Consider the following 25,229-nt stretch of genomic DNA (forward strand, 5'->3'; position numbering starts at 1 on the left):
GGATGTAAAGAACTCTTGACCTTCCTATCGTGGCAACGTTGATGCTGTTCCTGCGGCTAAAAAGGCCGCTCACCATGAGAGGAATAACTATGTTCGTCTTGAATGTTTCAGGCATTGCTTGCGGTAGCTGTGTCAGCAAAATCACCAAAGCTATTCAGTCGTTGGATAGCGAGGCTGCTGTTTCAGTGGATCCTGCTGCTGGCAAGGTCAACGTTGAAAGTATCGAAAGCCCAGAGCGAGTCCGTGCGGCTGTTGAAGCGTTGGGTTTTCCTTCCACGGTTAGTGCCTGAGACGGTGATCTTGCTCCGCGTTAATGCCCTCATGCATAAGCTCTCCATGCCGCATTTCAGATGTGAGCGCAGGTCTCGGCGGTCAACTCAGCCCTGCGCTCACGAGCGCTATTCTGCCGATGAGCAATTTCCGTCGCACCCAGCATGTGTATCGAAATTAGCGAGTTTATGCTCAGGACATAATTTTGCTAATTTCCATACACTAAGCATCGCGGCAGTAGAAAACACGCAAGGTGTGTTTGGCAGACGCTTACAAACTTAGACTACTCCACCCCATTTTATAACTTGAAGCACACGGCTAACTTGCACGGCTCCGCGCTCAGTTTTGCAGAGCATTATGGGTTTACTACCACCGAGGGCTTGATTCGGCTTTGACATCCAGTCGGTGGCTGCTTGTCTGCTGTCGCAGACCTCCTCAGCCAAGTGACAAACAGCCGCAATTCGATCTAGTCGTCCGGACGCAACAGGATCAAGAGGCTTTTGTTGACGCCTATGTCGTTTGAGCGTGGAGGTCGAAATATTGAACAACATTTCCAAGCTACTTTCCTGAAGAGCAAAGTTCGCACAAAGGGCTTGAAAAAGTTGAGAGGGAAGCCCTTCACTGATCTGGAGTAATCGTTCCGATTCATTGAGAAAACCTCGATTTGCGCTGAAGCTCCAAAACATGGCAATCAATAAATCACGCGCTTTTTCTTCCTTTTTTGTTCGGCGTCGAGTGGTCGTTGTAGTGGTCATCACGACTCCATCAAACCAATTGGGTTTTTCTATCGCAAAGGCAACATATGGGCGCTGCGTTTAGGTTGCCTCGTGAGCTCTTCGTCCTGCCCCTCTGCACTGACCATCTACCGTGCTGATTGGGTTGAAGTAAAAGTCGCTTACCCATGGACCGACTGTAACGTGGGGCCCTATTGACCAGCAAATTGCATTCCCACCGGCCGCCCATTTGCATTCGCATCAATGCGGGAGTTCGGAAGGTGACTTGGCCGGATGCTTTCCCTGTTTCAACGTACGCAGACGATTGTTCAGGAAGAAAAGCGCAACCTTACGCACCTGTAATGTTCACCTAAGGTTCCTGACAGGGAACGACGGTTAAGGTGGCACCGAGCCTTGAGCTCAGCCCCAAAACCATTTTTCTCGATGTGGATTTAATGGGGTAACTGAAAACTCATCCAAGGATATCCAAATGAAATCTATGAAAACCCTGTTTGCCATTGCAGCTTTGACCGTCTCTTCCCTGGCTATGGCCGCAGGCGGTGGTGATCGGGCATTTGAACGTATGGAGGCGGCCAGAAAGGACTCGATGGAGTCGTACCAAATTGCCCAGAAGCAAGGCACTCAGCTCCCCGTAGCCGAGAGCAAAGCTAAAGCTGCCGACCACACCAGCTGCTGATCCATTTGGCACATACCCAAGCTGACAGAAATGTAATCACCCTGATAGTTAAAGTGTGGCAATTTCTAAGCTCGTCTGCCGTATGAGTGTTGTCAATTTCGGCGGCGGGCAAGGCTCAGGAAAGATGCTAGAAGAACTCCAGAGAAGTTGCCCCCGAACCGATAAGCGAAACGCACAAAGTGCTTCGCACGGCTTTCTTTTTGACTGAGTGGACATAAACGGCATGCATTCCAAAACCTCTAGGCGGACCTTCGTCAAAGGCCTGGCCGCTGGTGGCATTCTCGGCGGTCTCGGCCTGTGGCGTACCCCTGTCTGGGCAGTAACTAGTCCCGGTTTCCCGAACGTATTGGCCGGCAATGAATTTGATTTGTTCATTGGCGAAACTCCAGTGAACATCACAGGCTCGGCGCGCACGGCGATGACCATCAATGGTTCTTTGCCGGGACCGCTGCTGCGCTGGCGTGAAGGAGAAACGGTCACGCTGCGGGTGAAAAACCGACTGGACCAGGACACCTCCATCCATTGGCACGGGATCATTCTGCCGGCCAACATGGATGGTGTACCCGGCTTGAGCTTCCACGGTATCGCTCCCGATGGCATGTACGAGTACAAATTCAAAGTCCATCAGAATGGTACCTATTGGTATCACAGCCACTCTGGTTTTCAGGAACAGTCAGGCGTCTACGGTCCAATCGTGATCGATTCGAAGGCGCCAGAGCCATTTCAATACAACCGCGATTATGTGGTGATGCTGACCGATTGGACTGATGAAGATCCTGGTCGCGTGTTAGCCAAACTCAAGAAACAGTCGGACTACTACAACCACCACAAACCTACCGTCGGCGACTTCATCAACGATGTCAGCGAGAAAGGCTGGTCCGCGACAGTGGCGGATCGCAAGATGTGGGCCGAAATGAAAATGAACCCCACCGATCTTGCAGACGTCAGTGGGGATACTTACACCTACCTCATGAATGGCCAGGCCCCTGACGGTAACTGGACCGGTATTTTCAAACCGGGCGAGAAGCTGCGACTGCGCTTTATCAACGGTTCGGGAATGAGCTATTTCGACGTTCGTATCCCAGGCTTGAAAATGACCGTGGTGGCCGCCGACGGCCAACACGTCAATCCGGTCAGCGTCGATGAGTTCCGCATTGCCGTGGCAGAAACCTATGACGTAATTGTGGAGCCTGTCAGTCAGGAGGCCTACACCATTTTCGCCCAGTCCATGGATCGAACCGGATATGCCCGCGGAACCCTGGCAGTACGCGAAGGGCTCAAAGCTACTGTTCCCGCGATCGATCCACGTCCTCTGTTGACCATGGATGATATGGGGATGGGAGGAATGGATCACGACAATATGGCAGGCATGGATCACAGCACAATGAAACCGGGCGACATGGCCGGTATGGACCACAGCAAGATGATGGGCATGGATCAGGGCGATATGTCCGGCATGACCGGTATGGATCACAGCAAGATGACGGCCATGGATCAGGGCGATATGCCCGGTATGAACGGTATGGACCACAGCAAGATGACTGGCATGGATCAGGGCGATATGTCCGGCATGGCCGGTATGGACCATAGCACGATGGCGGGCATGGGCGGAGGCGCTATGCAGTCTCACCCGGCATCCGAAACCAACAACCCGTTGGTTGATATGCAAGCCATGAGCACAGCGCCGAAGCTAAACGATCCCGGCATTGGCTTGCGGAACAACGGCCGTCGAGTTCTAACGTACTCTGACCTTAAGAGCACGTTCCAGGACCCGGATGGTCGCGTGCCCAATCGCACCATTGAGCTGCACTTGACCGGTCATATGGAAAAGTTTTCCTGGTCATTTAACGGCATCAAATTCTCTGATGCTGAACCATTGCGCCTCAAGTATGGCGAGCGTCTGCGCATCACCTTGGTGAATGACACCATGATGACCCACCCCATCCACCTCCACGGTATGTGGAGCGACCTGGAGGATGAGAACGGCAATTTCATGGTGCGCAAGCATACGATCGACATGCCGCCAGGCACTAAGCGTAGCTATCGAGTAACAGCTGATGCGCTGGGACGCTGGGCTTATCACTGCCACCTGCTGTTTCACATGGAGATGGGGATGTTCCGTGAAGTACGGGTTGATGAGTAAAGGAGACGGGATATGACCCAAAAACCAAAAAAACGGATTGAGATCATGACCTGGAAGCTTCTACGTCCGACGCTGATGGCACTGACGGTCTCCTTCAGTGCCGCTTTTGTTGGTTTGGCCAGTGCCGCTGAAGAGATGGATCCGTCGATGACTATGTCTTCGGGAGCGGAGTCGAAACCGGCCGCACCTCAAAAGCCAATCCCCGCCAAAGACGGCCAGATGGATCACTCCAACATGGATCATGGTTCGATGGAGGCGATGGACCACAGCAATATGAATCATGGCCGGATGGACCAGGGTCAAATGGAAGGCATGGATCACAGCAAAATGAATATGGATACTGAGGCGACCAGTACGAGTCGAACGCCAATCCCCGTGTTAACCGAGGCTGATCGTAAAGCGGCGTTTCCGCCTCTTGCAGGTCATGGTGTTCATGACAAAAAACTCAACTCTTTCATCCTCTTGGACAAGTTCGAATACCAGGATGCGGATAACGGCAGCGTTCTGAATTGGGAAGCCAAAGGTTGGATCGGCGGTGACGTCGATCGTTTATGGCTGCGCTCGGAAGGTGAGCGCACCAACGGTGTGACGGAAGACGCCGAGCTCCAGGCGCTTTGGGGGCACTCAATCGGTCCATGGTGGGATGTTGTTACCGGCGTGCGCCAAGACTTCAAACCAGGCTCACCGCAGACTTGGGGTGCCTTCGGCATCCAAGGCATGGCCCTCTACAACTTTGAAACTGAAGCCACCGCATTCATCGGCGAAAACGGCCAGACCGCCGCTCGGCTGGAAGGTGATTATGACATTCTGCTCACCAATCGCCTGATCTTGCAGCCTACCGCTGAAGTGAACTTCTACGGGAAAGACGATCCTCAGCGCGGTATTGGCTCTGGTTTGGCCAATACGGAAGTGGGTTTACGGTTGCGCTATGAGATTGTCCGCGAGTTTGCGCCCTATATCGGGGTGACCTGGAGTCGCTCTTATGGCGAGACTGCCGACCTCGCTAGTGATGAAGGAGAAGATACGAACGAGGCGCGATTTGTCGCCGGTATTCGGATGTGGTTTTAAGAAAGCAGCGCCCATGCCCATGATGAGGACGCTGCGCCTTCTCAGGGTGAAGATACCAAGCCAGGCCATCCTCAGGTTGTGAAGGCTTCACATGATGCCCAAGCAACTTCGGCCGCTCAGCCTAAAATTCGTACCCATGCTGATGGGAAGGAGCACCCCCCATGCGAAATAACTTTCTTCGTCCCAGCCGGGCACTTCGCCTCGCCGCATTCGCGGCTCTGTTTATCAGTTCAGTTGGTCATGCAGCAGAGTCGCTGACGATCGACGTCCATCGTGATGCGAACTGTGGATGTTGCAAGAAGTGGATCCAGCACCTTGAAGCTAACGGTTTCACCGTCGTTGATCATGTAGAAACCAATATGAGCACGATCAAGCAAGACTTGGGCGTTGTTCCGCGTCTCTCGTCATGCCACACAGCAGTGGTCAACGGAAAATTTGTAGAAGGCCACGTACCTGCTGAGCAAATAGTTGCCTTGAGCAAACGTGATGACCTTATAGGGATTGCTGTGCCGGGTATGCCGGCAGGCTCGCCTGGTATGGAAGTCGATGGAAAGCAGGATGCTTATCAGGTGATCGGTCTGAGCAAAGCCGGTACTGACCAAGTGATCGCTGAGTACCCGGCAAACTAATCAGTGTTTGGCGGCTCTGCCGCCTTTATGACAAGAGGGAGCATAGGGCATGTTGACCTACAGACGCTATTTGGCTGGTTCTCCTGATAGATACGTATTTGTACAGCCAATTTTCAGCGTCTAGACTCCCTCGCATGAGACGCTATCTGCGGTGTTGCCTCATTCTCCTGATCAACTTGGCGCTTCCCTTGAGTGGGATGGCGGGCATTCAGTCACCGCTAGAACCTTGCCCCATGAAAACCATGATTATGATGAGTGAGATGAACCAGGACTGCGGCGTCGACATGAACTGCTCCGTCGATCATGGTAAATGCTGCAATCCTGGCCAGGATTGCAGGAGCGCCGTTTTGCTACAAGTGTCGTTTCGGAAACCTGTCACTCATTTGTCCAGTCCACAAATGCTGACAACTTTCAACGATTCCCTGCCTATTCATGCCCCGTCGAGAGTTTGGCGACCGCCTCGCGCTTGATTCCTGTACCACACTGAATCTCATCCTGCTTTGGCGCGGGATGGCATATCTGTGCGCATGTTTAACGTGGCGCGCAGTAGATCCTCACAGGAATCGTGAGCATGAATTCCAAGTGTTACTGCACTGGTTGGCCCCTCTTGGTCGCCTTGGTGGCAAGCATTCTGGCATTGCCCAGCCTTGCTGCGCCCCTAACACTCGACGAAGCCTTACGCTTGGCTGAAAACAACGCCCCTTCACTGACCGCTCAAGCTGCTAAACAGCAAGCAGCCCGTAGCGCAGCCATTCCAGCCGGTGAACTACCCGATCCGAAGCTCCTGCTGGGCGTACAAAACTATCCCATCAGCGGCCCTGAGGGTGGGCACCTGAAGCAGGACCCCATGACCATGCAGATGGTCGGGGTCATGCAGGAGGTACCCAACCGTGACAAGCGTAAAGCACGCATTGAAGTTGCTGAGGCGTCCGTAGCGCGAGCTGAGGCCGAAAGCCGTTTCGAGCGACTGAACGTTCGTGAGGCCACGGCATCAGCTTGGATCAGCAGTTACTCCGTCGAACGGAAAGAGGCGCTGTTTCAGGATTTTTACCGGGAGAACCGTCTATTGACTGATACCGTTCGGGCGCAGATTGCCGGTGGCCGAGCTCAACCTGCCGATGCGATCACGCCCAAACAGGAGGCGGCTCAGTTGGCGGAACAACAGGACGAGCTAATTCGTCTACGTGCGAAAGCCCGAGCGGCACTCAAGCGCTGGGTTGGCCCAGCGGCCAATGACAAGCTCGTCGGCAGCTTTCCCGATTGGCCCATCGATGCCTCAAGTTATTCCCAGAAGCTGCAACAGCACTCTGCCGTGGCGGCTTCCGCTTCAATGACTCGCGAAGCGCAGGCCAAGGTGCGTGAAGCCGAGTCGGAAAAGCAGTCCGATTGGAGTTGGGAGCTCGACTACCAGCACCGCGACAGTCAGTTCGGCGATATGGTCAGCGTGCAATTTACTTTCGACCTACCACTGTTCCCCGACTCTCGACAAAACCCGAAAATCGCCGCCAAACACGCCGAACTGAATCAGCTGGAGGCGGAGCGCGAAGCTCTTGTACGTGAAAAGACCCAGCAACTGGAGGACGATCTGGCGGAGTACGAGCGTCTGAACCGTGCCGTGCACCGCAGTCAGGACAGCTTAATACCGCTGGCCAAGGAAAAAGTGGATTTGACTATGGCCAGCTACAGCGCAGGTAAAAGCGACTTGGCAGCAGTCATTACGGCTCGACGTGCGCTTATCGAAACCCGCCTCAAACAGATCGACTACGAAGAACAACGCGCCCTCACCAGTGCTCGCCTGTATTTTGCTTATGGGGATACCAAACAATGAGCACTCGAATCTGGAAAGGGGCTTCACTGGCAGGTTTTTTGATTGCTTTGGGCGCTATCGGAGGTTACTGGATCTCTCACCAGCGCATGAGTGCAACGCCTGAAACAACTGCTGAGCAAGCACCTAAAACGCAAGACGAACGCAAAGTTCTGTATTGGTACGATCCGATGCAGCCACAACAGAAATTCGATAAGCCGGGCAAGTCGCCCTTCATGGATATGGAGCTGTTGCCCCGATACGCTGATTCCTCGGCGGACAATGCGGCCATGAGCATCGACCCTGGCCTGACCCAGAATCTCGGCTTGCGCTTGGCCACCGTCACCCGTGGACTCCTTGCTTCCAGTCTGGACGTGGTGGGTGCGCTAGCATTCAACGAGCGGGATGTCGCGGTCATTCAATCGCGTACTGCCGGCTTTGTGGAGCGGGTGTATGCCCATGCTCCAGGCGATGTACTCAAAGCCAATGCGGCGTTGGCCGATATCCTGGTACCCGAATGGGCCGCTGCTCAGGAAGAGTTTCTCGCACTCAAACGCATCGGCGATGCCGACTTGCTGGCGGCAGCACGACAACGGCTGCGTTTGACCGGGATGCCAGCGACGCTGATTGCTCAAGTCGAGCGAAGCGGCAAGGTTCAGCCGATCTTGACACTCACCAGCCCCATCAGCGGTGTGCTGTTAGAGCTGAGTGTCCGTTCAGGTATGACTGTGGCCGCCGGCGTGACTCTGGCTCGGGTTAATGGCTTGAGTAGTATCTGGCTAGCGGTGGCTGTTCCAGAGTCGGAGACTGGATCGATCATCGTCGGGCAAGCGGTCGAAGCACGTTTGCCAGCCTTTCCGGGGAAAGTACTCAGTGGCACCGTCAGCGCGATTCTGCCCGAAACCAATCCAGACAGCCGGACCGTGCGCGTGCGGGTTGAATTGCCCAATCCTGATGGGCAACTGCGGCCGGGCATGACAGTCCGGGTGCACCTGAATCGTTCGACAGATCAAAGCGTATTGTGGGTGCCGAGCGAGGCAATCATCCGCACTGGCCGACGTGTCTTGGTGATGCTCGCTGAAGGCGCTGGCCGCTACCGACCTGTAGAAGTGCAACTCGGGCAGGAAAACGAAGGCAAGACAGTGGTATTGAAGGGGTTGGAAGAAGGTCAGCAGGTAGTCAGCTCAGGGCAGTTCCTGCTCGACTCGGAGGCCAGCCTCAAGGGGCTTGTCGCGCCGACTCTGGAAGTTCCGCCATCCACTGCCGCAGCTGCCGCCTTGCATGAGGCCGAAGGCCAGATTGTCGAGATCAACAACCAAGACGTGACGCTCGCCCATGGTCCATTCAAAACGCTGGGCATGCCAGGCATGACCATGACCTTTCCATTGGCTGACCCTGTTCTCAGACAAGGACTTAAAGCGGGGGACAAGGTTAGGATTTCACTGCGTCAAACCGATGATGGTTTGCGCGTTGAACGCCTGGAAAAACTAGGGGGTCAGCCATGATTGCCGCCCTGATCCGCTGGTCAGTAGCCAACCGCTTCCTGGTACTGCTCGCCACGCTGTTCGTCACGGCCTGGGGTGTCTGGGCGGTTCAGAGCTCCCCCATCGATGCATTGCCAGATCTTTCCGATGTTCAGGTGATTATTCGCACTCCTTATGCGGGGCAAGCGCCGCAGATTGTCGAGAACCAGGTGACCTACCCACTGGCCACCACCATGCTATCGGTGCCAGGGGCCAAAACAGTTCGCGGCTATTCCTTTTTCGGCGACAGCTTTGTTTACGTGTTGTTTGAAGACGGTACCGACTTGTATTGGGCTCGCTCACGGGTATTGGAGTATCTGAGCCAGATACAAAGCCGTCTGCCGGCCAGCGCCAAACCGGCTTTGGGTCCGGATGCTACGGGGGTGGGCTGGATCTACCAGTACGCACTGGTGGATCGCAGTGGTGGGCACGATCTGGCGCAGCTACGCGCACTACAGGATTGGTTTCTCAAGTTCGAACTCAAGACCCTGCCCAATGTGGCGGAGGTCGCCACTGTGGGCGGCATGGTCAAGCAGTACCAGGTGCAGCTCGATCCGCTCAAACTTGCCAGTCAGGGCATCACCCAGGCGCAGGTGGCCGAGGCTATCGGTAAGGCCAATCAGGAAACCGGTGGTGCGGTGCTGGAAATGGCGGAAACCGAATTTATAGTGCGCGCTTCCGGTTACCTGAAGACACTGAATGACTTCCGTGCGATTCCACTCAAGCTTGGCGCTGGTGGTGTACCAGTGACCCTCGGCGACGTCGCGACTATCCAGATGGGGCCGGAAATGCGTCGCGGCATCACCGAACTCGATGGCGAAGGTGAGACCGTCGGCGGCGTGGTGATTCTGCGCAGTGGCAAGAACGCTCGCCAAACCATTGCTGCGGTCAAAGCCAAACTTGACGACCTGAAGAGCAGTCTGCCAGCCGGAGTAGAAATCGTCACCACCTATGATCGCAGCAAGCTGATTGATCGTGCCGTGGAGAACCTTGGCTACAAACTGCTTGAGGAATTCCTCGTCGTCGCGGTGGTCTGCGGGATATTCCTTTGGCATTTTCGCTCATCCCTAGTGGCTATCATCTCTCTGCCGGTGGGGGTGCTGATTGCCTTCATCGTTATGCGCTTCCAAGGGATTAATGCCGACATCATGTCGCTTGGCGGGATCGCTATCGCCATTGGCGCCATGGTCGATGCCGCCGTGGTGATGATCGAAAATGCTCACAAAAAGATCGAGGCCTGGCACGCGGCCCACCCGGGGAAGGAACTGAAGGGTGAACAACACTGGCATGTAATGACCGAATCGGCGGCCGAGGTAGGGCCGGCACTGTTTTTTTGTCTGTTAATCATCACACTTTCGTTCATACCGGTGTTCACACTGGAGGATCAAGAGGGACGTCTGTTTGGTCCTTTGGCCTTCACCAAGACCTACGCCATGGCCGCTGCGGCCGGACTATCGGTAACCTTGGTGCCAGTGCTGATGGGCTACTGGATTCGTGGACGAATCCCCAGAGAGGAGCAGAACCCTCTGAACCGCTGGTTGATCAGGATCTATCAACCGGCCCTGGACGCGGTACTGCATCGTCCGAAAATCACCCTGTTGGTCGCGCTCTTGGTCTTTCTCAGCGCGCTATGGCCGGTCTCTCGCTTGGGCGGCGAATTCCTCCCTGCGCTGGACGAGGGCGATTTACTCTATATGCCTTCGGCCCTACCGGGGTTGTCGGCGCAGAAGGCCGCGCAACTGCTGCAACAGACTGACCGCATGATCAAAACCGTGCCAGAGGTCGAACATGTCTTTGGCAAAGCCGGCCGCGCTGAATCCGCGACCGATCCAGCCCCCTTGGAGATGTTCGAGACCACCATCCAATTCAAACCACGCGAGCAGTGGCGCCCCGGGATGACCCAAGAGAAGCTGGTGGAAGAACTGGATCGAGCGGTGCGAGTCCCGGGGCTGACCAATATCTGGATACCGCCCATCCGCAACCGCATCGACATGCTCGCCACCGGTATCAAGAGTCCAATCGGGGTAAAAGTTACCGGTCCCAACCTCACGGAGATCGATGCAGTTACTCAGGCAGTCGAGCGCGTGGCGAAGGACGTGCCTGGGGTCAGTTCATCTCTGGCCGAACGATTGACGGGTGGGCGTTACATCGATGTGGATATCGATCGTAAGGCAGCTGCCCGCTACGGGTTGAACATCGCCGATGTGCAGTCGATCGTGGCCGGTGCTATTGGTGGTGAAAACGTCGGGGAGACAATTGAAGGGCTCGCACGCTTTCCGATCAACGTGCGTTATCCCCGAGAATGGCGCGACTCGCTCGGTGCATTGGAGCAGCTGCCGATCTACACCCCTTTGGGGAGTCAGATTACCCTCGGAACAGTAGCAAAGGTCAAAGTCAGTGAAGGGCCTCCGATGCTCAAGAGCGAGAATGCACGGCCTTCCGGCTGGGTGTACATCGATGTGCGGGGCCGGGATATTGCCTCGGTGGTCGCCGACTTGCGCCGGGTCGTCGGTGAGCAGGTCAAGTTGCAGCCAGGCATGAGTTTGAGCTACTCCGGGCAGTTCGAGTTTCTAGAGCGAGCCAACGCACGGCTCAAGTTGGTGGTACCGGCCACGTTGCTGATCATTTTCGTACTGCTCTACCTGACCTTTTCCCGTTTCGACGAGGCCTTGCTGATCATGGCCACCCTGCCATTCGCTCTTACGGGTGGCGCATGGTTCCTCTACCTATTGGGATTCAACCTGTCGGTGGCTACCGGCGTCGGTTTCATTGCTCTAGCAGGTGTGTCTGCCGAATTTGGCGTGATCATGCTGCTTTATCTGAAAAACGCCTGGGCCGAACGCGAAGAGGCAGACGACAGTACCGAGCGTGGGTTAATCGCCGCGATTAGCGAAGGCGCCGTGCAGCGTGTTCGACCCAAGGCTATGACCGTGGCGGTCATCATTGCTGGTCTGTTACCAATCTTATTGGGCAGTGGTACCGGTAGCGAAGTGATGAGCCGCATTGCCGCACCTATGGTCGGTGGCATGATCACTGCGCCTTTATTGTCTCTGTTTGTCATCCCTGCGGCCTATCGTCTGATGCGCCGTCGACACCTATCTGCTGAACCCACCAACACTTTAGAAAAGATCGTATGAAACTGACCCTGATTGCAGTTTCTAGCACCGTAACTGAAGACGACGGAGGGAGTCATGCTCGATTACTTCGCTTTGGGCCTCTTAATATTTGTCGGTTTGGTTTTGTTTTACGGAATCCTCATGTTGCATGACATCCCCTATAACATCGCCGTGAGCCGCAATCACCCTCATCAGGATGCGATCCATGCGACTGCTTGGGTAAGCATGTTCACCTTACACGTGCTCTGGCCGTTTCTGTGGATTTGGGCAACCTTGTACAGGGAAGATCGAGGGTGGGGTTTCAGCGATGGACAATCGCCGAAAAACCATGTCGTTCACCTGGAGCAACAGATCACAGACCTGCAACAGCGCATTGAGCGCCTGGAAGAGACAGCGACGTCGCCAAAGGCATCGGCTAATTCTGAAGAGGGCATCTAAGCTCCGCTCGCTCGCAGCAGGTATTCCATACCGATTTCGCACCAGACGATCTGCGCTTGGCGCAGTTGTAAGGTATCGATGCCGAGCCCAGCCCAAAGCTAGGGGTGATCCAAGATGAGTTTTGAACTTGGTCGTCACCCCTCGCTTGCTTGACTTCGATCAATGTTTCTATTTCTTTGCAAGCTAGACTGAAAATTGTTACGACGTAAAAAGTCGAGGAAGTACTCCATGTACTGGTTCCGCCGTCATCGTCAAAGCCTATTGCACCTCACCCTCGTGGTGTGGGTGTTGGCTGTGGCGGTAATGGCAATCCAGGGTTGTCTGGTGCAGACAGGTCACAATGTAGCTACGCCACACACTGCCGAGCAGTATTTGCAGCCTGATCATGTTCTCCACGCCAATGGTTGCCTCCAGACGTGTGAGGACGTTGCCACGGCGATTAAACCTTCATCGCAGATTCCAGTATTAGACCCCATCAACTGGGTAGTCCTTTTGCTGTTAACTGCGGCAGTACTCCTACTTATCCCAGAAGAGAAATTCTCCTTCGCCGCTCTTCAACTGAAGCGCCCCGCACCGCCGGGGAGGCCAGCCCGCCTGACTTTCGTTCGTTCCAACGATTAACCCCAATTTCAAAGTGGCCGGCACCGGTCGCTCTGTCTTGCTGCGCCGCTTTTTTGCGACTCAGTTGTTCCTGCTTACCCTTCACAATCTCCGGAGCTCATCATGCAAGCAATTTCCAAATTGGTTCTAGCCACGATTTTGGCAAGCAGTGCGTTCATGGCCTCTGCCGAAGATGCGCACCACCCAGCCGACGTACCAAGCAACTCAGCCGAGAATACAGCACCAGCACCAGCACCAGAGTCGGCGGCCATGACTCAAGCTATGACCGATCAAATGCAGAAAATGCAGGCTGCACATGACAAAGCAGCGGCTGCAAAGACTCCCGCCGAGCGCCATGCGGCCATGCAAGAAGGCATGAAAACGATGAAGGACAGCATGGCCATGATGAGCAAACATCATAGCGCAATGGGCTGTATGAACATGTCTGGGGATAAGAACAGTGGAGGTATGGGGATGATGGACATGATGATGAAAATGATGGATCAGCAGTCAAACATGATGAACATGCCAATGACTAAGTGAAGGTGACCCAGATGCAACGACGTACCTTTCTCGGCGGGATGGCTGTAGCAGGACTGGTAACTCCTTGGTTGCGCGCCTGGTCGGTCGAGACCATGGGCTCCCCGTCGTCGCCTCTTGGGCTGCCATTGCTGGCATCAGAGTCACTGCCCAAAGGTGGTACTCTTCGGGAACTCACCAAACTGACCAACACCAGCAATCAGCCAGGCAACTTCCAAGGCAAGCTGATCGCTGCACCTGTAACGCTGCCGTTTATCCCCGGTCATGCTTCGACCGAGTTCTGGGCCTATAACGACACTCTGCCCGGTCCTTTGATTGAGCTATTTGAGGGGGACACGGTGGAAATCACCTTCGTGAACCAGCTTAAACAGCCATCCACTATTCACTGGCATGGCTTGCCAGTGTCGCCGGAGCAGGACGGTAACCCGAAAGACCCAGTGCCACCCGGCGGAAGCCGTATCTATCGTTTCAATCTGCCCGAGGGTAGTGCCGGTACCTACTGGTACCACCCTCATCCACACCAATATACCGCCGAGCAAGCCTTCCGTGGACTGGCTGGGGCTCTGGTGGTCCGATCGCGCAAAGACCCACTGATCACACTGCCGGAACGACTGTTAGTGATCTCTGATCTCAAACTGGACCGCTATGCTGCCATTGCACCAAATGAAGAAAACGACTGGATGAATGGTCGCGAAGGTCAGTTCGCCTTGGTCAACGCCCAGCGTCAACCGGTATTGCCATTCGATACAGGAGGACGCGAGCGTTGGCGCGTTTGGAATGCCTGTAGTGCCCGATATCTACAACTCACGCTGCCCGGTAGTACGCTGACTCTAGTAGGAACGGACGGTGGTTTATTGGAAGCTGCACAGCCAGGACTGACCGAATACTTACTGGCGCCCGGCCAACGGGCCGAACTCATAGTCGACGCCAGTAACCGTCGAGACAAAGCAGAGCTAATTGCTAATGTATATCCACGGGGCAAGATGGGTAATGTGGCGCCTGATCGAATCATCCCCCTGCTAACAGTTGATTTTGCAGCCGTCACTTCCAAGGTACAGGCAGACTTGCCTGCCCATCTTGGCTCAGTGGACGACCTTGGCCCGACGTCAACCTCTAAGCAGGTAGTATTCAGTGAAAGCATGAGTATGGCCAATGGTCGCCATAGCGTTCAGTTCCTAGTCAACGATCAGGAATACGACATGCAACGGATCGATCTGACCAGCCGAGTCAATGAAGTGGAGCTTTGGGAAATCGTCAACCGCAGCGACATGGACCATCCCTTTCACCTACACGGCACCCAATTCCAAGTAGTTGAGCGCGAGTTTGAGGGAGTGGTCACGCCCGCTCCATTCCGTGCATGGCAGGATACGGTCAACCTGCGCGCGAATGAAGTCGTACGTATTAAAACAGTACAGCGATGGCCCGGCTTACGCATGTTTCACTGCCACATCCTCGAACATGAGGCAATGGGCATGATGGGACAGCTTGAGGTGGTTTGAGCGGAGACAACAATGTCGTCATAGGCAGAACATTCGTCAGATTCCAACAAGCCGGAGAAGTTTCGAGTTAGGCAGGTATTGGCTTGATCATTTCCGCGAAGCAGGTTCATCGACCGCTGATATCGATAAACTGCCGCGCAGAAATAGCCATCCCAAATTACTCCGGCTCAAGCTCTTGACGTTGCACTCACCGGACTATCGCTTGGTATAAGTGCGCACGCATTACACCCTGCCAAGCGGTTCCCAATTATGAGACTGAGTGACAATTACACATTGGCATGTAGCTATCGCAGTCATAAGGCGGAAGGCTCGAACGGCCGGCATAACTATGTTCAGCGTTGCAACCTACGAAATTGACAGCACTTTACCTACTGAAATGGCTACGAAATGGAGGATCGCTAAGTCCGAGAAACGCTATCTGGGCCGTCGTCAGAGAACAGGAGCTCAGTAACCAACCAGACGCCTAGTACCGGCGGTAGAGGTCCATGTTTCTCCTCAACGAGATACAGCTCGGCTTTCCGGCGCTCCTCTAATTTGCCAGCGAGCCAAATATCACTCGCAGCGGGGTAATGACGCAGCAGGCCTTTGGCACGAAGTCGTAAGGATTCGGGCACGCTCGCGTCATGGGCAAGATCCTGTAGAAATCTCTCTGTCTGGACAACGCTACGGGTACGCTCATGTACCTTAGTCATAAAGATTTATCGCTCCTGTTAAGTCGCTGAAGCAGCTGCGTCCGTCGGCGCAGACTAAGTGCGCATTATTCAATCAGAAAACACTCAGCAACTGATGTCGAAAGTGCTGCGAAAAATTTACGGCGAAGGTCGACTCCAATCGAAACTCATCAGGTGTTAAATCACCAACCTGATATTTTGACTCCAAGTATCCAGAGCTATTTATCTCGAAATATTCATCAGGATCCTCAACATTTAACTCCTCACCACGGGCTTCTTTTGCTGGGACTTTAACCTGGATACAGACTGCTGAATCCTCGGGTAGATCATCGGCAAGTCGCTGCGCATAGCGTTGCAGTAATGGCTCGGCTAAAACATAAAACCATGCTTGATCATCAGACTCCCCTATCCGCCGAAGAACTCTTCCCAGTACTTGTCGAAAGTGCAGTTCGGTGCGAATGCGACTCAGATAACAGCAGACCTGAAGCCGAGGAATATCTGTACCCTCACTAATCATCCCAACTGAAATTATCCATCGACAATGACTATTTCTAAAACTATTTATTATCTGCTGGGCATCCGGCGTTTTGTTTGTCACGACGCAGCAGATTTCGCCCTTTGCCTTTAACTCTAAAGCTATTTGGTGAGCATGTTTAATATTTGTGGCAACTACCAAGCCTGCCGCATCCGGCTTCTCTTTTCTGACATCGTTAAGTTTTTCGCATGCCTTGCTCAATAGCTGACAGAGAATGTCATCGTGGTAAAGCAGGTCCTCGTAAGAAACGGGAGATTCGTCTAAAAGATTTGCAATGCTAGGAAACAGCCTAACCGAACCGTAATTATCCCCGTCCTCCATAAGGCGTACCTCTTGGTTATCCATTAAAACGATGCGAGGTGACCGGCAAACGCGATCGGTGATGGCCTCTTTAAGCCCATAGCGGTAATCACAAATCAACTCACCTTCCGGGGTTGAATACCGTGCCAGAGAAATAACATTTTGATCGGAGCGCCAAGGTGTACCCGATAGCGCCAGAGTGAACGCTGCACGGTCCTGTACACGCTGAATGATCTGTTGCCCCCACGAATTGCTTGATAGTGAGTCGTGCCCCGCGCAGTGATGAATCTCATCGAAAACAGCAAAAACTCGATACTCATCAAAAAGCTTCCAAAAGGCTTCCTCTCGATATTCCATCGCTTGATAGGTGCAAGCAGCACCAATTGCTCCTAACAAACCATCCAGACGCCGACCGAGCACTTTAGAAAATGTAGTCCGGAAACCCTCTACTACCTGGCATGAAGGTGCAAAGCAGAGAATCAGATCAATCTTGTCGCGCTCCAGAAGACGGCTTGCCAATTCTGCCGCCATTCGGGTCTTCCCAGCGCCCGGCGTCGCCTGACAGAAAAGATGAGGGCTAGAGATATAATGGTTCAGAGCCGTATCAATGCACCTACTTTGCCAATTCCTCAGTGATCCATTCATCATGATGTGAGTGTCTTCAATGTCTTCTCGACCGCACGCAGGTGGCCCAACAGGCGTGAGCTTCTATCTCGTGCTTGCAGGTACTCACCCTCTACTTGCTCTCTAATGTGTGGCATCTCCTCTAATATCTGTTTATAGCGTTCCGCTTCCCCCATTGACGAAAGGAAATCCAGTCGGACCTCCTTAAGCAGGGTCTCTAAATGCTGAGTCACATTTGTATCTGGCGATGCCTTGGGTGTGGCTGGAAGGTCACGTGCGGGCCCTTTCCTAACCTTGGTTGTGCAGGCGGGTTTGCTTACAAACTCGGAGTCGACGAGATTCAGCCGTAAATGATCTGGGACTGATCGCATGTGATAGACCTGTCCGCGCTTACGGCGATCTTCATCTTGGACAATCCAGCCTACGTGCAACATACGTCGAATCTGTTTATAGACATACCGTCGTACGTCACTCAGGCGGACATTCATTCCTTCGAGGTGTCTAGCATAGGCATCTCGCACATCACGGGTCGTAAAATGCTCGAAACCCTCTTGCTGGAGCATGGCATACAGCTGCCTGTCGAAGGTGAAAGAATCAGATTTCATACAGGTACCTGAGGGAGAATCACGGAACGGCCAAAATACGGATTATAGTCCGTGGTCGATTCGTCCGCAAACACAGGATAGTGCCGTCTCAAGTGGGCTGAGGCGGCTATGCAGCAACTGGCAAAGGTGTTGGGCAAAAACATTCGGGCAGAAAGAAAGGCCAAAGGCCTTTCACAAGATAATCTGGCACTCATTTGCAAAGTCGACCGTAGCTATATGGGACGTATTGAGCGAGGAGAGGTAAATATAACGATAGAAAAGCTATACCAAATAGCCGGCATATTGGAGTGTGAACCAGCAACGTTATTGCCACCTCTAACTTCAGACTTATACCTGTAAGAAAACAACTGGACCCACTGCTTTTGTGAAAAACAACTCGCGCACCGGACTGCACAACCGAACTGGTTCGACATCTAGCATCACAGTTCGAAAGCTGAATGGATACCAATCGTGGGCTTCAGAACGGTTCAAAAGCCTAGCGCGAAATCAGCCATCTTTTGATACATTGGTACAACTGAATTATCTCTGATCGATTCAAATGTGGGCTGACGCCAGTTCGGCCAAAAAAATTAACGCCGTGTCCCGGCATCGTTGATAACTACAAAGTCTCTTCATGTTTTATTCGCTCCTTCCGGCCAAGCCCCATCGTTTTTCGAAGTGGGTATTCTTTCAGTACGGCCCCCTTTACTGGAAAAGTTCCTTCGGAGGGACGCGTTCTGATCGCCCTTCAAGAATACATTTCCAGCCCCAGGTCCGAAGTTTAGAGGCACGCTCGAAATCCTTGACCAGCTTAATTGGGATGTCTTTAAGGTCAGACCTAATTTCAAAATGAGGTCTCATGGCATAGTAGACATCGAACCCCATTCTCCCTTGAATCAACCGCTGCATAACCTTGACACGATGAGGCCAATCCAGGCTTTTCCCCTGTCGAGACGCAGTCTGATAAACCATCACGTTTACATGGGCGGACGCAAACACGTAGTCGCTAGTTATCATCCATAATTTAAGATGAGGTAAAACCCCTAGAGGCAAGATGTGCTCAATTACCCAATCCAAGAATGGAGACGCAATTTTTCGGGCTTGGAGTTCAATTGCAATCATTAGAAGTACATTGTGCAAAGCACGCGCCGCTTTCACAGCAGTTGCACTGCGCTTTTGCTGTGTCGCTTCAAGTATCAAGCAAATGAGACAAGCTACACAGTCGAGACTGGCTCGCTTCTCAAGCATTTCTAATAGTCGTTGTGTAACAGGCACTCGTTTCGAGTAAGCAGACAAGCCTGAAAATTCTGACGAAAAAATTACCGCTTGTATGTCGACACTAAGTGTTCTCATGTATGCATCTGCATCGACACTCTTTTTACCTACCGACCGCATTATTTCCCATAGTGGATGTCCCAACTCTCGAGTTGAACCAGGTGCGAGAAGCTCAACGCGCTTGAGAGTTTCGGACTTCGGGGTGTTTAGGTCTTTGTCATAACCTGACCATTTACTTCGATAATGACGGATTGTCCCATTACCATTTCGTTTAAACGACTCCTTCTCAAAGTATTTTTCCAATGCATATGCAGAAGATAGGAGAGTGCGCTGCTTTAGCCCTTCGTACCAGTAGCGTACTCGCATCGTTTCAATTGGGCTCCGCGGGGTAGAATTTTTTTCATAAAATTTGTTCCGTTTTTTTTGCGTATCCTCGATATCGACCCCATTTACTCTAGAAATATCAGTCATTTACTGTGGCCTCGTGAAAAACTGTACCGTAAAAAATGTAGGTGACTTACGGCTGGAACGCAAGTGAGCCGTTTACTAATATGCAGCGTGACTACACGGGACAAACCGCGTCATGAATGAACACAACGAGATAGAGGCACTCGCCTCCGAACTGGAACACGACCTTGTAGAGCGCTACGGACTCATGCTCGGTAGTACCGCGTTGTGGCGGGAATTGGGCTACGCGTCCCACGAAGCATTTCGCAAGGCCAAGCAGAGAGGGCGAATCGAGGTGCCTCTGTTCGACGTACCAAACCGGCGCGGGGCCTTTGCCTTATCTAAAGAGGTGGCGACATGGATTGCCAGGCAGCGTCTCACATCGACACAGCTGCCCGAGGCAGTGCAAATAGAAGCTCAATGACGCGATCGATAAGATCAGCCATAGGAAAAAGAGGTAACGACATGAAAGACGACTGAACCGTAAAGCGACAGTTCAGGAGCACAAAAAAGCCCGGGGTTGGCGCCCCAGGCTTTTTAAGGTGATGTCAGGTTTCAAGTCCAAGACATTGCCATTCTGTGTTCCCCTGCGTTCGGCGTCAAGCCGGCCAAACCCCGTTCATCTTTAAATTCCACACGGCGCGATTTGTGAGGCGTTCACGCGCCCATCGCGGGGAGCAACGATGAGGCTACCAATAGAAAAGCAACGCGAGGTACTACGCCTTGCGGAGGATAATAATCTGTCCAACCGGGCCATAGGCAGGCTAGCGAAGGTATCTCACAATACGGTTCGCACAATTCGGGATCAGCTGAAACAAAGCGGCGAAACCTGGGAAAATCTCAGGGAACTAGACAATAAGATGCTTGTTACCCGTCTGTGTAGCGAAACAAAGGGGGCAGCTAACAGAAAGGCTTGTCCACTTTGGCTGGATGTCCACGAACAGCTTCGATTGCCTGACATGACGCTTGAGCTGTTGTGGCAGGAGTTTAGGGAAGAAGAGCCCTTTGGTGTTTCCTATGCTCAGTTCACTCGACTCTATCGTAATTGGCTGAGCACACAAAAGGTCAGCATGAGACAGGTGCACCTGCCTGGTGACAAAATGTTCGTCGACTTTTGCGGACGCACGATGCCTATAACAGATCCATTAACAGGTACGGTCAGTTTCTCTCAGGTTTTCGTCGCTGTTCTGGGAGCCTCGGGATATACATTCGCGACAGCTGTCGCAAGTCAGACAACTCAGGACTGGCTACGTTGTCACGTGCGAGCCCTAGAGTTTTTTGAAGGTGTACCAAAATTTGTTGTCCCCGATAATTTGAAAGCTGCGGTGCTCAAAACAACTCGTGATCAAATTGTATTGAATCGCGCATATTCAGAACTCTCTGAACATTATGGCATAACCATCACCCCTGCGAGGCCTCGCAAGCCTAAAGACAAATCGCTGGGCGAGATAGGTGTTCAAATTGTACAAAGATTTGTTCTCGCGAGGCTCCGCGAACGTACATTTTTCTCATTAGACGAACTTAATGAGCAAATTACTTATTGGGCAAGAGCTTTGAACGACAGAGTTACTAAAACATATCCCAAAAGCAGAATGGTGCGGTTTCTTGAAATTGAGTCACCAGCTTTGCAGCCACTTCCTGAGAGAGCCTACAACTATAGCCAATGGTTTTACCATATCCGGGTCGGTAGCAATTATCACGTTGAATTCAACGAGCATCATTATTCGGTCCCTTTTCATTTTGCTAACCAAATTGTAGATCTACGCGTAAACGATGAGTGGCTTGACGTCAGTTTCCAACGGCAAATCATCAGCACACATCGTGTGGAACACAGTCGAGGAGTCAGCACATTACGAGAGCATTTGCCTCGTAACCACAAACACTTTCAGGATTCACAACCAGAGATGTTATTGGCTTGGGCACAGAGTATCGGCTCAGAAACTTTGTTTTTCGCTAAAAAGAATCTCGATGACAGAAGGGACTTCGCCACAGGGCTTCGGGCTGTAGTCGCGCTCAGACGCGACGTGCGCAAAGGACAAATTGAAGCGTCTCGATTGGAGTCGGCTTGTGCCTATGCAAACTCGCTTAACATTTTGAGCACGGAACGACTCCGGTCAATTTTACGTAACGGGTCTGACCGGCGTCCTGTGTTCAAAGTTTCAACGCCGCTAATTGAGCACTCAAATATTCGCGGTGCCAAATACTACTCCGTACAGGGAGATGAACCGGTATGAAACAAGCATTGAACACCGCTCAGGGACTGCTGGATCTTGGGTTAACGGGAATGGCGATCGCTTATGAGCGTCAGCTTGAAGAACCTACTCTGCTTAAACAGCCTTTCGATACGAGGCTTGGTTTGATGATGGAGGCAGAGACATGTCAGCGCGAGACCAGAAAGATTGAGCGTTTGCTAAAGGCGGCCAAGCTGCGTGAGTCAGAAGCGACCCTTGAAAATATCGAGTTTAAAGCCAATCGCGGGTTGGATCGCAACGTAGTCATGACCTTAGGTGAATGCGAGTGGCTACGGCGTCGACAAAACATAATCATCACCGGTGCAACAGGTACTGGGAAAACCTGGCTGGCTTGTGCCTTTGGAAATCAGGCTTGCCGACTTGGCTCACATACTCTGTATCGTACAGCAACAAGTCTATTCGAAGAAATATCTCTTTCTTATGCGGATCACACACTCCCCAAACTTCGTCGACAATTGATCCGAACCGAGCTCTTGATCATTGATGATCTTGGTATCGGTGGAATTGATGCGCAGCTTGGTCCCTTCCTTCTGGATGTCATTGATCAACAGTCTCAAAACGGCTCGTTGCTTATTACCAGCCAGTATCCAAAGGAGAGTTGGTATGACTTGTTTACTGACCCAACGATTGCGGACGCTATCCTTGATCGAATCGTGCATAAATCTCATGTTATCCAGCTCAAAGGGGAGTCTATGCGCAAAATCAAAAGCCGCAAGCGCTGAGCTTTTCGCCAGGCAAGTGGCTGGTGCGGGTGGTGCGCGCGTCAATGGCAGGCACTGGTTATATCCAATATACCTGGTCAAATCGAATGCAAACGCTCGGTCAATCGGCGTGTAACTAATTGTTTGTTAGCACTATCTATGCGGTGAGGCGTTCACGCGCCCACTGCACAATGTATCAGCTGCTTTGGTAGCATTCCTTGGAGTCAACGTACGTTATGCGACGGAGGCCACTACGGCAACTGTTGCGCTACGCTGCTTAACTGGACCACCTTCGGCATTTACGAATTAACAACTCGTGAATAAGATTGGTGGCTCCGCTTCGTACGCCATGAACAACAACAGGCGGATCAATTTTAGAAAGCTTCTGGGCCAGGCTCGACGCCAGTAAACGTGATCTCCACTGGCTCACCCTCACGCTGCCACGCGAACTGATAGACCAGCCATTGGTGCTCACCCTCGCAGCGGTCTGCCACAAGTAACAGAGTCCATCCTGCCGTCAATAGTCGATTGGCGTTTTCTTCGCTGCGGGTGCTGATCAACGTTCTTGTCTGCTCGATGCCCATCGATGAATGATCCTTGCCACAGATGATCGACCTGAAGACGGATACTTCGATTGTCTTCCTCAATGCTAGCCCCAACGGAGCTCAGGTGCGTAATCCAGGTGCTATCTCCAGCTCTCTCATGCGGCCCCCATCAGAACTTAGGGGGCGATAGTCAGGGAGGTTGAGGCAAAAATTTTCTGCCAGCCGGCCCGTAGTTGGTGAGACCTCAATTTAAATCATCTTGGTCAAGTCGAATGCAATTGACTGGTCAAGTCGATTGCAAACGGGTGGTCAAGTCGAATGCAATTGACTGGTCAGATGCAATGCAAATAGGTGGTCAAGTGGAGTGCAATTTCCCATCATGGTTTGGTTCGATAAATGATCTCGCCTGGAACGCAACTGGGTGGTAATACGTTGGAGTGCCTGCTCTATCCATTCACACTCCATGTCGGTGACCAGGGCGCGTTTTGACGTTAGTGCTTCCTGTGAGCGCTTGAATGAGGCCCAACAGACGGGAATGTAGCTGCCGACCATCGAGTGGTTACCGGCATTAAACAGTTGAGTCAGCAGCGAAGGTCGATTCGGGAGGCCGTTTTTTTGCTGGATGGCCACCGAACAGGCGGCGTGCTGAGTAATGGTGTCGCAGCCGGGCTCCCACAGGATCATGGACATTTCCTTGCGGCTGAACTGCACCGGCATCGCGTGACGCAGGGTGCCGTGGTGGTCGTAGGGTTCGCCTGTCCAGTTAGTGATGCCGGCTACAAATACGGAAAGGCCAGCAGGCACATTGACGAAGGTCAGCGCTGCCCCCGCCCCGAAAACGCCAGCCTTGGTGTTCATCCAGGTGCCGGGCACGCTTGGCACCGGGTCGTTGTGGTTGACCATTCGGTAATGCACCAAGTCTGCGGCACCTTTGGCGAAATTGGCATCACCGGCGCGGGGGGCGCCGTAGGTGTAGAGCTGGATTTTGTAGCCTTCCGGCCTGCGACGCAGCATTTCGGAGAGTAACAAAGCCACTGCGCCACCGAGGCTGTGGCCGCAGATCAGTAGTTTTTGTCCGGCATAAAATTTATCGAGGTATTTCACAGCGAAGTCGTAGGCTTTCTGCGCTGCCTGGTAAAAACCTCGGTGCACTTTGCTGTCGGTGTCTTCAAATGGCACTTGGAATGCATCGGCGTCGCGCAGGCCATCCGCGACGATTTCATAGGTGCCACGTACTGCGATCAGGATCAGTTCGTCGTAGTGGGTAATGAAGGCCTGAGTATCAGTCGAATCTGCGCCCAGCTTCCTGTCGTCGAGGAAATGAATCTTGGCAGGGTGTTCCTGATCTTCACCCAGTTCCGGGTCGTTTGCCGTATAGAGATCGGGGGCGAACGGCACGATCTCCAGTCGCTTGGAGTACGGTACATCCTCGTACAGTGGGTAATAAGCTCTTGTCTGCGTCGCATCGACTTGCCCAAGTTCATCAAATTTTGCCAGTGCATCCCCGAACCAGTTGCCGACGCTGGGTTGCAGGGGGAAGCTAACGGTTCTGGTCCTGACGGGTTGTTCATCGGGCTGCTGACCAAAGGGGCAATAGCTCAAAGTGGCCATTAGCGCGAGTTGGTAAAGGTTGAGCGCACAAAATTCAGGGTCGGTCGAGAGCATGGGGCGCAAGGCCCGCAGCGGGCGCACTTCCAGCACGGTGTGTTGCAACGGCAACAGGGCAATGCCAAGCGCGCCATGTTTACCCATGAGTTTCTCCCGCCCCGTACCGTGTGGGTAATGGCGATAAACCTCAGGAGGCAGGTGCGAGACATGCTTGACCAGATGGCGCACTTCCACCTGAAAAAACTCATCCGCGCAGGCTTGTGCAGGGTTTTCTTTGGTGCGAGTGGAGTTTTGGTTCAGATAGCGGGTTTGCTCGGCGCGGACCTGGAATTCGGTTATTTCTAAGGGGTAATGGGGTCTTGTCTGTAAAAATTCATAGCTCTTTTCACGCCCCTGGTATTTTTGGTCAAGGAGTAGCGAGATAGGGCCGGCAAAGTGGTTATCCACTTTGCCTGTGCCCGTTATATCCAACACACCGTTGTATTCTTGCCCTTCCGAGTCAGTTACGACGTAGGCCAACCCGGCCTAGGGTTCGCCAGAGCCGAACTCGTCGACTAACTGAAAGCTGCTCCATCGACCCTGTGCGGGGCATGCCAATACGCGGCTGCTTAGCCGCGATTCCAGCTCTTTTTCCAATGACGTCATGT

At 53.0% G+C, this 25,229-nt stretch carries 23 protein-coding genes and 1 pseudogene; 17 read left to right on the top strand and 7 right to left on the bottom strand.

The window, feature by feature from the left end; genetic code table 11:
* The first annotated feature begins 89 nt into the window (after positions 1-89).
* Positions 90-290 (top strand): heavy-metal-associated domain-containing protein, encoded by a 201-nt coding sequence (locus J2Y56_RS05535; RefSeq protein ID WP_082457640.1) that lies wholly within the window; start codon positions 90-92, stop codon positions 288-290.
* A 258-nt stretch (positions 291-548) separates the two neighbouring features.
* On the opposite strand, the gene J2Y56_RS05540 is transcribed toward J2Y56_RS05535, so the two are convergent.
* Positions 549-1,025 carry an antitoxin Xre/MbcA/ParS toxin-binding domain-containing protein gene (locus J2Y56_RS05540; RefSeq protein ID WP_060543717.1) on the bottom strand — a complete coding sequence of 159 codons (477 nt, stop codon included), beginning with the start codon at positions 1,023-1,025 and terminating at the stop codon, positions 549-551.
* A gap of 448 nt (positions 1,026-1,473) precedes the next feature.
* On the opposite strand from J2Y56_RS05540, the gene J2Y56_RS05545 reads away from it, so the two are divergent.
* The 12 genes from J2Y56_RS05545 to J2Y56_RS05600 all read left to right on the top strand — a co-directional run bounded on the left by J2Y56_RS05545 (position 1,474) and on the right by J2Y56_RS05600 (position 15,040).
* Entirely contained in the window at positions 1,474-1,680 is a 207-nt protein-coding gene (locus J2Y56_RS05545; RefSeq protein WP_060543716.1) for a co-regulatory protein PtrA N-terminal domain-containing protein, read from the top strand.
* 223 nt (positions 1,681-1,903) lie between these two features.
* Complete coding sequence (locus tag J2Y56_RS05550) at positions 1,904-3,823, top strand: copper resistance system multicopper oxidase (RefSeq protein WP_060543715.1); 1,920 nt, start codon at positions 1,904-1,906, stop codon at positions 3,821-3,823.
* Positions 3,824-3,835: 12 nt separating this feature from the next.
* A complete protein-coding gene (locus J2Y56_RS05555) occupies positions 3,836-4,891 on the top strand; it encodes a copper resistance protein B (RefSeq protein ID WP_060543714.1) in 1,056 nt (351 codons plus the stop codon).
* 161 nt (positions 4,892-5,052) lie between these two features.
* Positions 5,053-5,520, top strand: a complete 468-nt coding sequence (locus J2Y56_RS05560; protein WP_060543713.1) for a DUF411 domain-containing protein — start codon at positions 5,053-5,055, stop codon at positions 5,518-5,520.
* 134 nt (positions 5,521-5,654) lie between these two features.
* Complete coding sequence (locus J2Y56_RS05565) at positions 5,655-5,990, top strand: hypothetical protein (protein WP_082457624.1); 336 nt, start codon at positions 5,655-5,657, stop codon at positions 5,988-5,990.
* A gap of 101 nt (positions 5,991-6,091) precedes the next feature.
* Complete coding sequence (locus J2Y56_RS05570; RefSeq protein WP_060543712.1) at positions 6,092-7,348, top strand: TolC family protein; 1,257 nt, start codon at positions 6,092-6,094, stop codon at positions 7,346-7,348.
* Complete coding sequence (locus J2Y56_RS05575) at positions 7,345-8,829, top strand: efflux RND transporter periplasmic adaptor subunit (RefSeq protein ID WP_095057876.1); 1,485 nt, start codon at positions 7,345-7,347, stop codon at positions 8,827-8,829. Before J2Y56_RS05570 ends, J2Y56_RS05575 begins: the two co-directional genes overlap by 4 nt.
* Entirely contained in the window at positions 8,826-11,984 is a 3,159-nt protein-coding gene (locus J2Y56_RS05580; protein ID WP_095057875.1) for an efflux RND transporter permease subunit, read from the top strand. The genes J2Y56_RS05575 and J2Y56_RS05580 overlap by 4 nt, the downstream gene beginning before the upstream one ends.
* Before the next feature lie 54 nt (positions 11,985-12,038).
* Positions 12,039-12,401: a DUF3302 domain-containing protein gene (locus J2Y56_RS05585; RefSeq protein ID WP_060543709.1), complete on the top strand. Its 363-nt coding sequence runs from the start codon at positions 12,039-12,041 to the stop codon at positions 12,399-12,401.
* A 228-nt stretch (positions 12,402-12,629) separates the two neighbouring features.
* Complete coding sequence (locus J2Y56_RS05590; protein ID WP_060543708.1) at positions 12,630-13,022, top strand: hypothetical protein; 393 nt, start codon at positions 12,630-12,632, stop codon at positions 13,020-13,022.
* Between the two features lie 102 nt (positions 13,023-13,124).
* On the top strand, positions 13,125-13,544 hold the full coding sequence (locus J2Y56_RS05595; protein WP_060543707.1) for a hypothetical protein: 420 nt from the start codon (positions 13,125-13,127) through the stop codon (positions 13,542-13,544).
* 11 nt (positions 13,545-13,555) lie between these two features.
* Positions 13,556-15,040, top strand: coding sequence for a multicopper oxidase family protein (locus J2Y56_RS05600; RefSeq protein WP_060543706.1), 1,485 nt, complete (start codon positions 13,556-13,558; stop codon positions 15,038-15,040).
* Positions 15,041-15,438: 398 nt separating this feature from the next.
* Here the strand turns inward: J2Y56_RS05600 and J2Y56_RS05605 are convergent, their stop codons facing one another.
* The 3 genes from J2Y56_RS05605 to J2Y56_RS05615 all read right to left on the bottom strand — a co-directional run bounded on the left by J2Y56_RS05605 (position 15,439) and on the right by J2Y56_RS05615 (position 17,775).
* Positions 15,439-15,732: a BPSL0761 family protein gene (locus tag J2Y56_RS05605; RefSeq protein ID WP_060543705.1), complete on the bottom strand. Its 294-nt coding sequence runs from the start codon at positions 15,730-15,732 to the stop codon at positions 15,439-15,441.
* A gap of 73 nt (positions 15,733-15,805) precedes the next feature.
* Complete coding sequence (locus J2Y56_RS05610) at positions 15,806-17,191, bottom strand: DEAD/DEAH box helicase (protein ID WP_060543869.1); 1,386 nt, start codon at positions 17,189-17,191, stop codon at positions 15,806-15,808.
* Positions 17,191-17,775, bottom strand: coding sequence for a hypothetical protein (locus tag J2Y56_RS05615; RefSeq protein WP_060543704.1), 585 nt, complete (start codon positions 17,773-17,775; stop codon positions 17,191-17,193). Before J2Y56_RS05615 ends, J2Y56_RS05610 begins: the two co-directional genes overlap by 1 nt.
* A 108-nt stretch (positions 17,776-17,883) precedes the next feature.
* On the opposite strand from J2Y56_RS05615, the gene J2Y56_RS05620 reads away from it, so the two are divergent.
* Positions 17,884-18,114: a helix-turn-helix domain-containing protein gene (locus J2Y56_RS05620; protein WP_082457623.1), complete on the top strand. Its 231-nt coding sequence runs from the start codon at positions 17,884-17,886 to the stop codon at positions 18,112-18,114.
* A gap of 345 nt (positions 18,115-18,459) precedes the next feature.
* On the opposite strand, the gene J2Y56_RS05625 is transcribed toward J2Y56_RS05620, so the two are convergent.
* The gene (locus J2Y56_RS05625; RefSeq protein WP_060543703.1) at positions 18,460-19,500 is read right to left on the bottom strand and encodes a hypothetical protein; all 1,041 of its coding nucleotides are present in this window, start codon (positions 19,498-19,500) and stop codon (positions 18,460-18,462) included.
* A 112-nt stretch (positions 19,501-19,612) separates the two neighbouring features.
* On the opposite strand from J2Y56_RS05625, the gene J2Y56_RS05630 reads away from it, so the two are divergent.
* The 3 genes from J2Y56_RS05630 (at position 19,613) to istB (ending at position 22,450) form a co-directional block, all read left to right on the top strand.
* Positions 19,613-19,900 (top strand): hypothetical protein, encoded by a 288-nt coding sequence (locus J2Y56_RS05630; RefSeq protein WP_060543702.1) that lies wholly within the window; start codon positions 19,613-19,615, stop codon positions 19,898-19,900.
* Positions 19,901-20,159: 259 nt separating this feature from the next.
* Entirely contained in the window at positions 20,160-21,710 is a 1,551-nt protein-coding gene (gene istA / locus J2Y56_RS05635) for an IS21 family transposase (RefSeq protein ID WP_060543701.1), read from the top strand.
* On the top strand, positions 21,707-22,450 hold the full coding sequence (gene istB / locus J2Y56_RS05640; RefSeq protein ID WP_060543700.1) for an IS21-like element helper ATPase IstB: 744 nt from the start codon (positions 21,707-21,709) through the stop codon (positions 22,448-22,450). Before istA ends, istB begins: the two co-directional genes overlap by 4 nt.
* A gap of 353 nt (positions 22,451-22,803) precedes the next feature.
* On the opposite strand, the gene J2Y56_RS05645 is transcribed toward istB, so the two are convergent.
* Together J2Y56_RS05645 and J2Y56_RS05650 are read right to left on the bottom strand one after the other, a co-directional pair.
* Positions 22,804-23,013, bottom strand: a complete 210-nt coding sequence (locus tag J2Y56_RS05645) for a hypothetical protein (RefSeq protein WP_060543699.1) — start codon at positions 23,011-23,013, stop codon at positions 22,804-22,806.
* Positions 23,014-23,364: 351 nt separating this feature from the next.
* Positions 23,365-25,227, bottom strand: a pseudogene (locus J2Y56_RS05650) (lipase family protein); the annotation flags it as partial.
* Positions 25,228-25,229: the final 2 nt, after the last annotated feature.

It is taken from the genome of Pseudomonas sp. BE134 (assembly GCF_031456105.1).
In the GTDB taxonomy this organism is placed as follows: Bacteria; Pseudomonadota; Gammaproteobacteria; order Pseudomonadales; family Pseudomonadaceae; genus Aquipseudomonas.

What these genes read in the sequence shown, in the direction of transcription:
- J2Y56_RS05535 (WP_082457640.1), top strand. Translation starts at nt 90, where the DNA reads ATGTTCGTCTTGAATGTTTCAGGCATTGCTTGCGGTAGCTGTGTCAGC.
- J2Y56_RS05540 (WP_060543717.1), bottom strand. Translation starts at nt 1,025, where the DNA reads ATGACCACTACAACGACCACTCGACGCCGAACAAAAAAGGAAGAAAAA.
- J2Y56_RS05545 (WP_060543716.1), top strand. Translation starts at nt 1,474, where the DNA reads ATGAAATCTATGAAAACCCTGTTTGCCATTGCAGCTTTGACCGTCTCT.
- J2Y56_RS05550 (WP_060543715.1), top strand. Translation starts at nt 1,904, where the DNA reads ATGCATTCCAAAACCTCTAGGCGGACCTTCGTCAAAGGCCTGGCCGCT.
- J2Y56_RS05555 (WP_060543714.1), top strand. Translation starts at nt 3,836, where the DNA reads ATGACCCAAAAACCAAAAAAACGGATTGAGATCATGACCTGGAAGCTT.
- J2Y56_RS05560 (WP_060543713.1), top strand. Translation starts at nt 5,053, where the DNA reads ATGCGAAATAACTTTCTTCGTCCCAGCCGGGCACTTCGCCTCGCCGCA.
- J2Y56_RS05565 (WP_082457624.1), top strand. Translation starts at nt 5,655, where the DNA reads ATGAGACGCTATCTGCGGTGTTGCCTCATTCTCCTGATCAACTTGGCG.
- J2Y56_RS05570 (WP_060543712.1), top strand. Translation starts at nt 6,092, where the DNA reads ATGAATTCCAAGTGTTACTGCACTGGTTGGCCCCTCTTGGTCGCCTTG.
- J2Y56_RS05575 (WP_095057876.1), top strand. Translation starts at nt 7,345, where the DNA reads ATGAGCACTCGAATCTGGAAAGGGGCTTCACTGGCAGGTTTTTTGATT.
- J2Y56_RS05580 (WP_095057875.1), top strand. Translation starts at nt 8,826, where the DNA reads ATGATTGCCGCCCTGATCCGCTGGTCAGTAGCCAACCGCTTCCTGGTA.
- J2Y56_RS05585 (WP_060543709.1), top strand. Translation starts at nt 12,039, where the DNA reads ATGCTCGATTACTTCGCTTTGGGCCTCTTAATATTTGTCGGTTTGGTT.
- J2Y56_RS05590 (WP_060543708.1), top strand. Translation starts at nt 12,630, where the DNA reads ATGTACTGGTTCCGCCGTCATCGTCAAAGCCTATTGCACCTCACCCTC.
- J2Y56_RS05595 (WP_060543707.1), top strand. Translation starts at nt 13,125, where the DNA reads ATGCAAGCAATTTCCAAATTGGTTCTAGCCACGATTTTGGCAAGCAGT.
- J2Y56_RS05600 (WP_060543706.1), top strand. Translation starts at nt 13,556, where the DNA reads ATGCAACGACGTACCTTTCTCGGCGGGATGGCTGTAGCAGGACTGGTA.
- J2Y56_RS05605 (WP_060543705.1), bottom strand. Translation starts at nt 15,732, where the DNA reads ATGACTAAGGTACATGAGCGTACCCGTAGCGTTGTCCAGACAGAGAGA.
- J2Y56_RS05610 (WP_060543869.1), bottom strand. Translation starts at nt 17,191, where the DNA reads ATGAATGGATCACTGAGGAATTGGCAAAGTAGGTGCATTGATACGGCT.
- J2Y56_RS05615 (WP_060543704.1), bottom strand. Translation starts at nt 17,775, where the DNA reads ATGAAATCTGATTCTTTCACCTTCGACAGGCAGCTGTATGCCATGCTC.
- J2Y56_RS05620 (WP_082457623.1), top strand. Translation starts at nt 17,884, where the DNA reads ATGCAGCAACTGGCAAAGGTGTTGGGCAAAAACATTCGGGCAGAAAGA.
- J2Y56_RS05625 (WP_060543703.1), bottom strand. Translation starts at nt 19,500, where the DNA reads ATGACTGATATTTCTAGAGTAAATGGGGTCGATATCGAGGATACGCAA.
- J2Y56_RS05630 (WP_060543702.1), top strand. Translation starts at nt 19,613, where the DNA reads ATGAATGAACACAACGAGATAGAGGCACTCGCCTCCGAACTGGAACAC.
- istA (WP_060543701.1), top strand. Translation starts at nt 20,160, where the DNA reads ATGAGGCTACCAATAGAAAAGCAACGCGAGGTACTACGCCTTGCGGAG.
- istB (WP_060543700.1), top strand. Translation starts at nt 21,707, where the DNA reads ATGAAACAAGCATTGAACACCGCTCAGGGACTGCTGGATCTTGGGTTA.
- J2Y56_RS05645 (WP_060543699.1), bottom strand. Translation starts at nt 23,013, where the DNA reads ATGGGCATCGAGCAGACAAGAACGTTGATCAGCACCCGCAGCGAAGAA.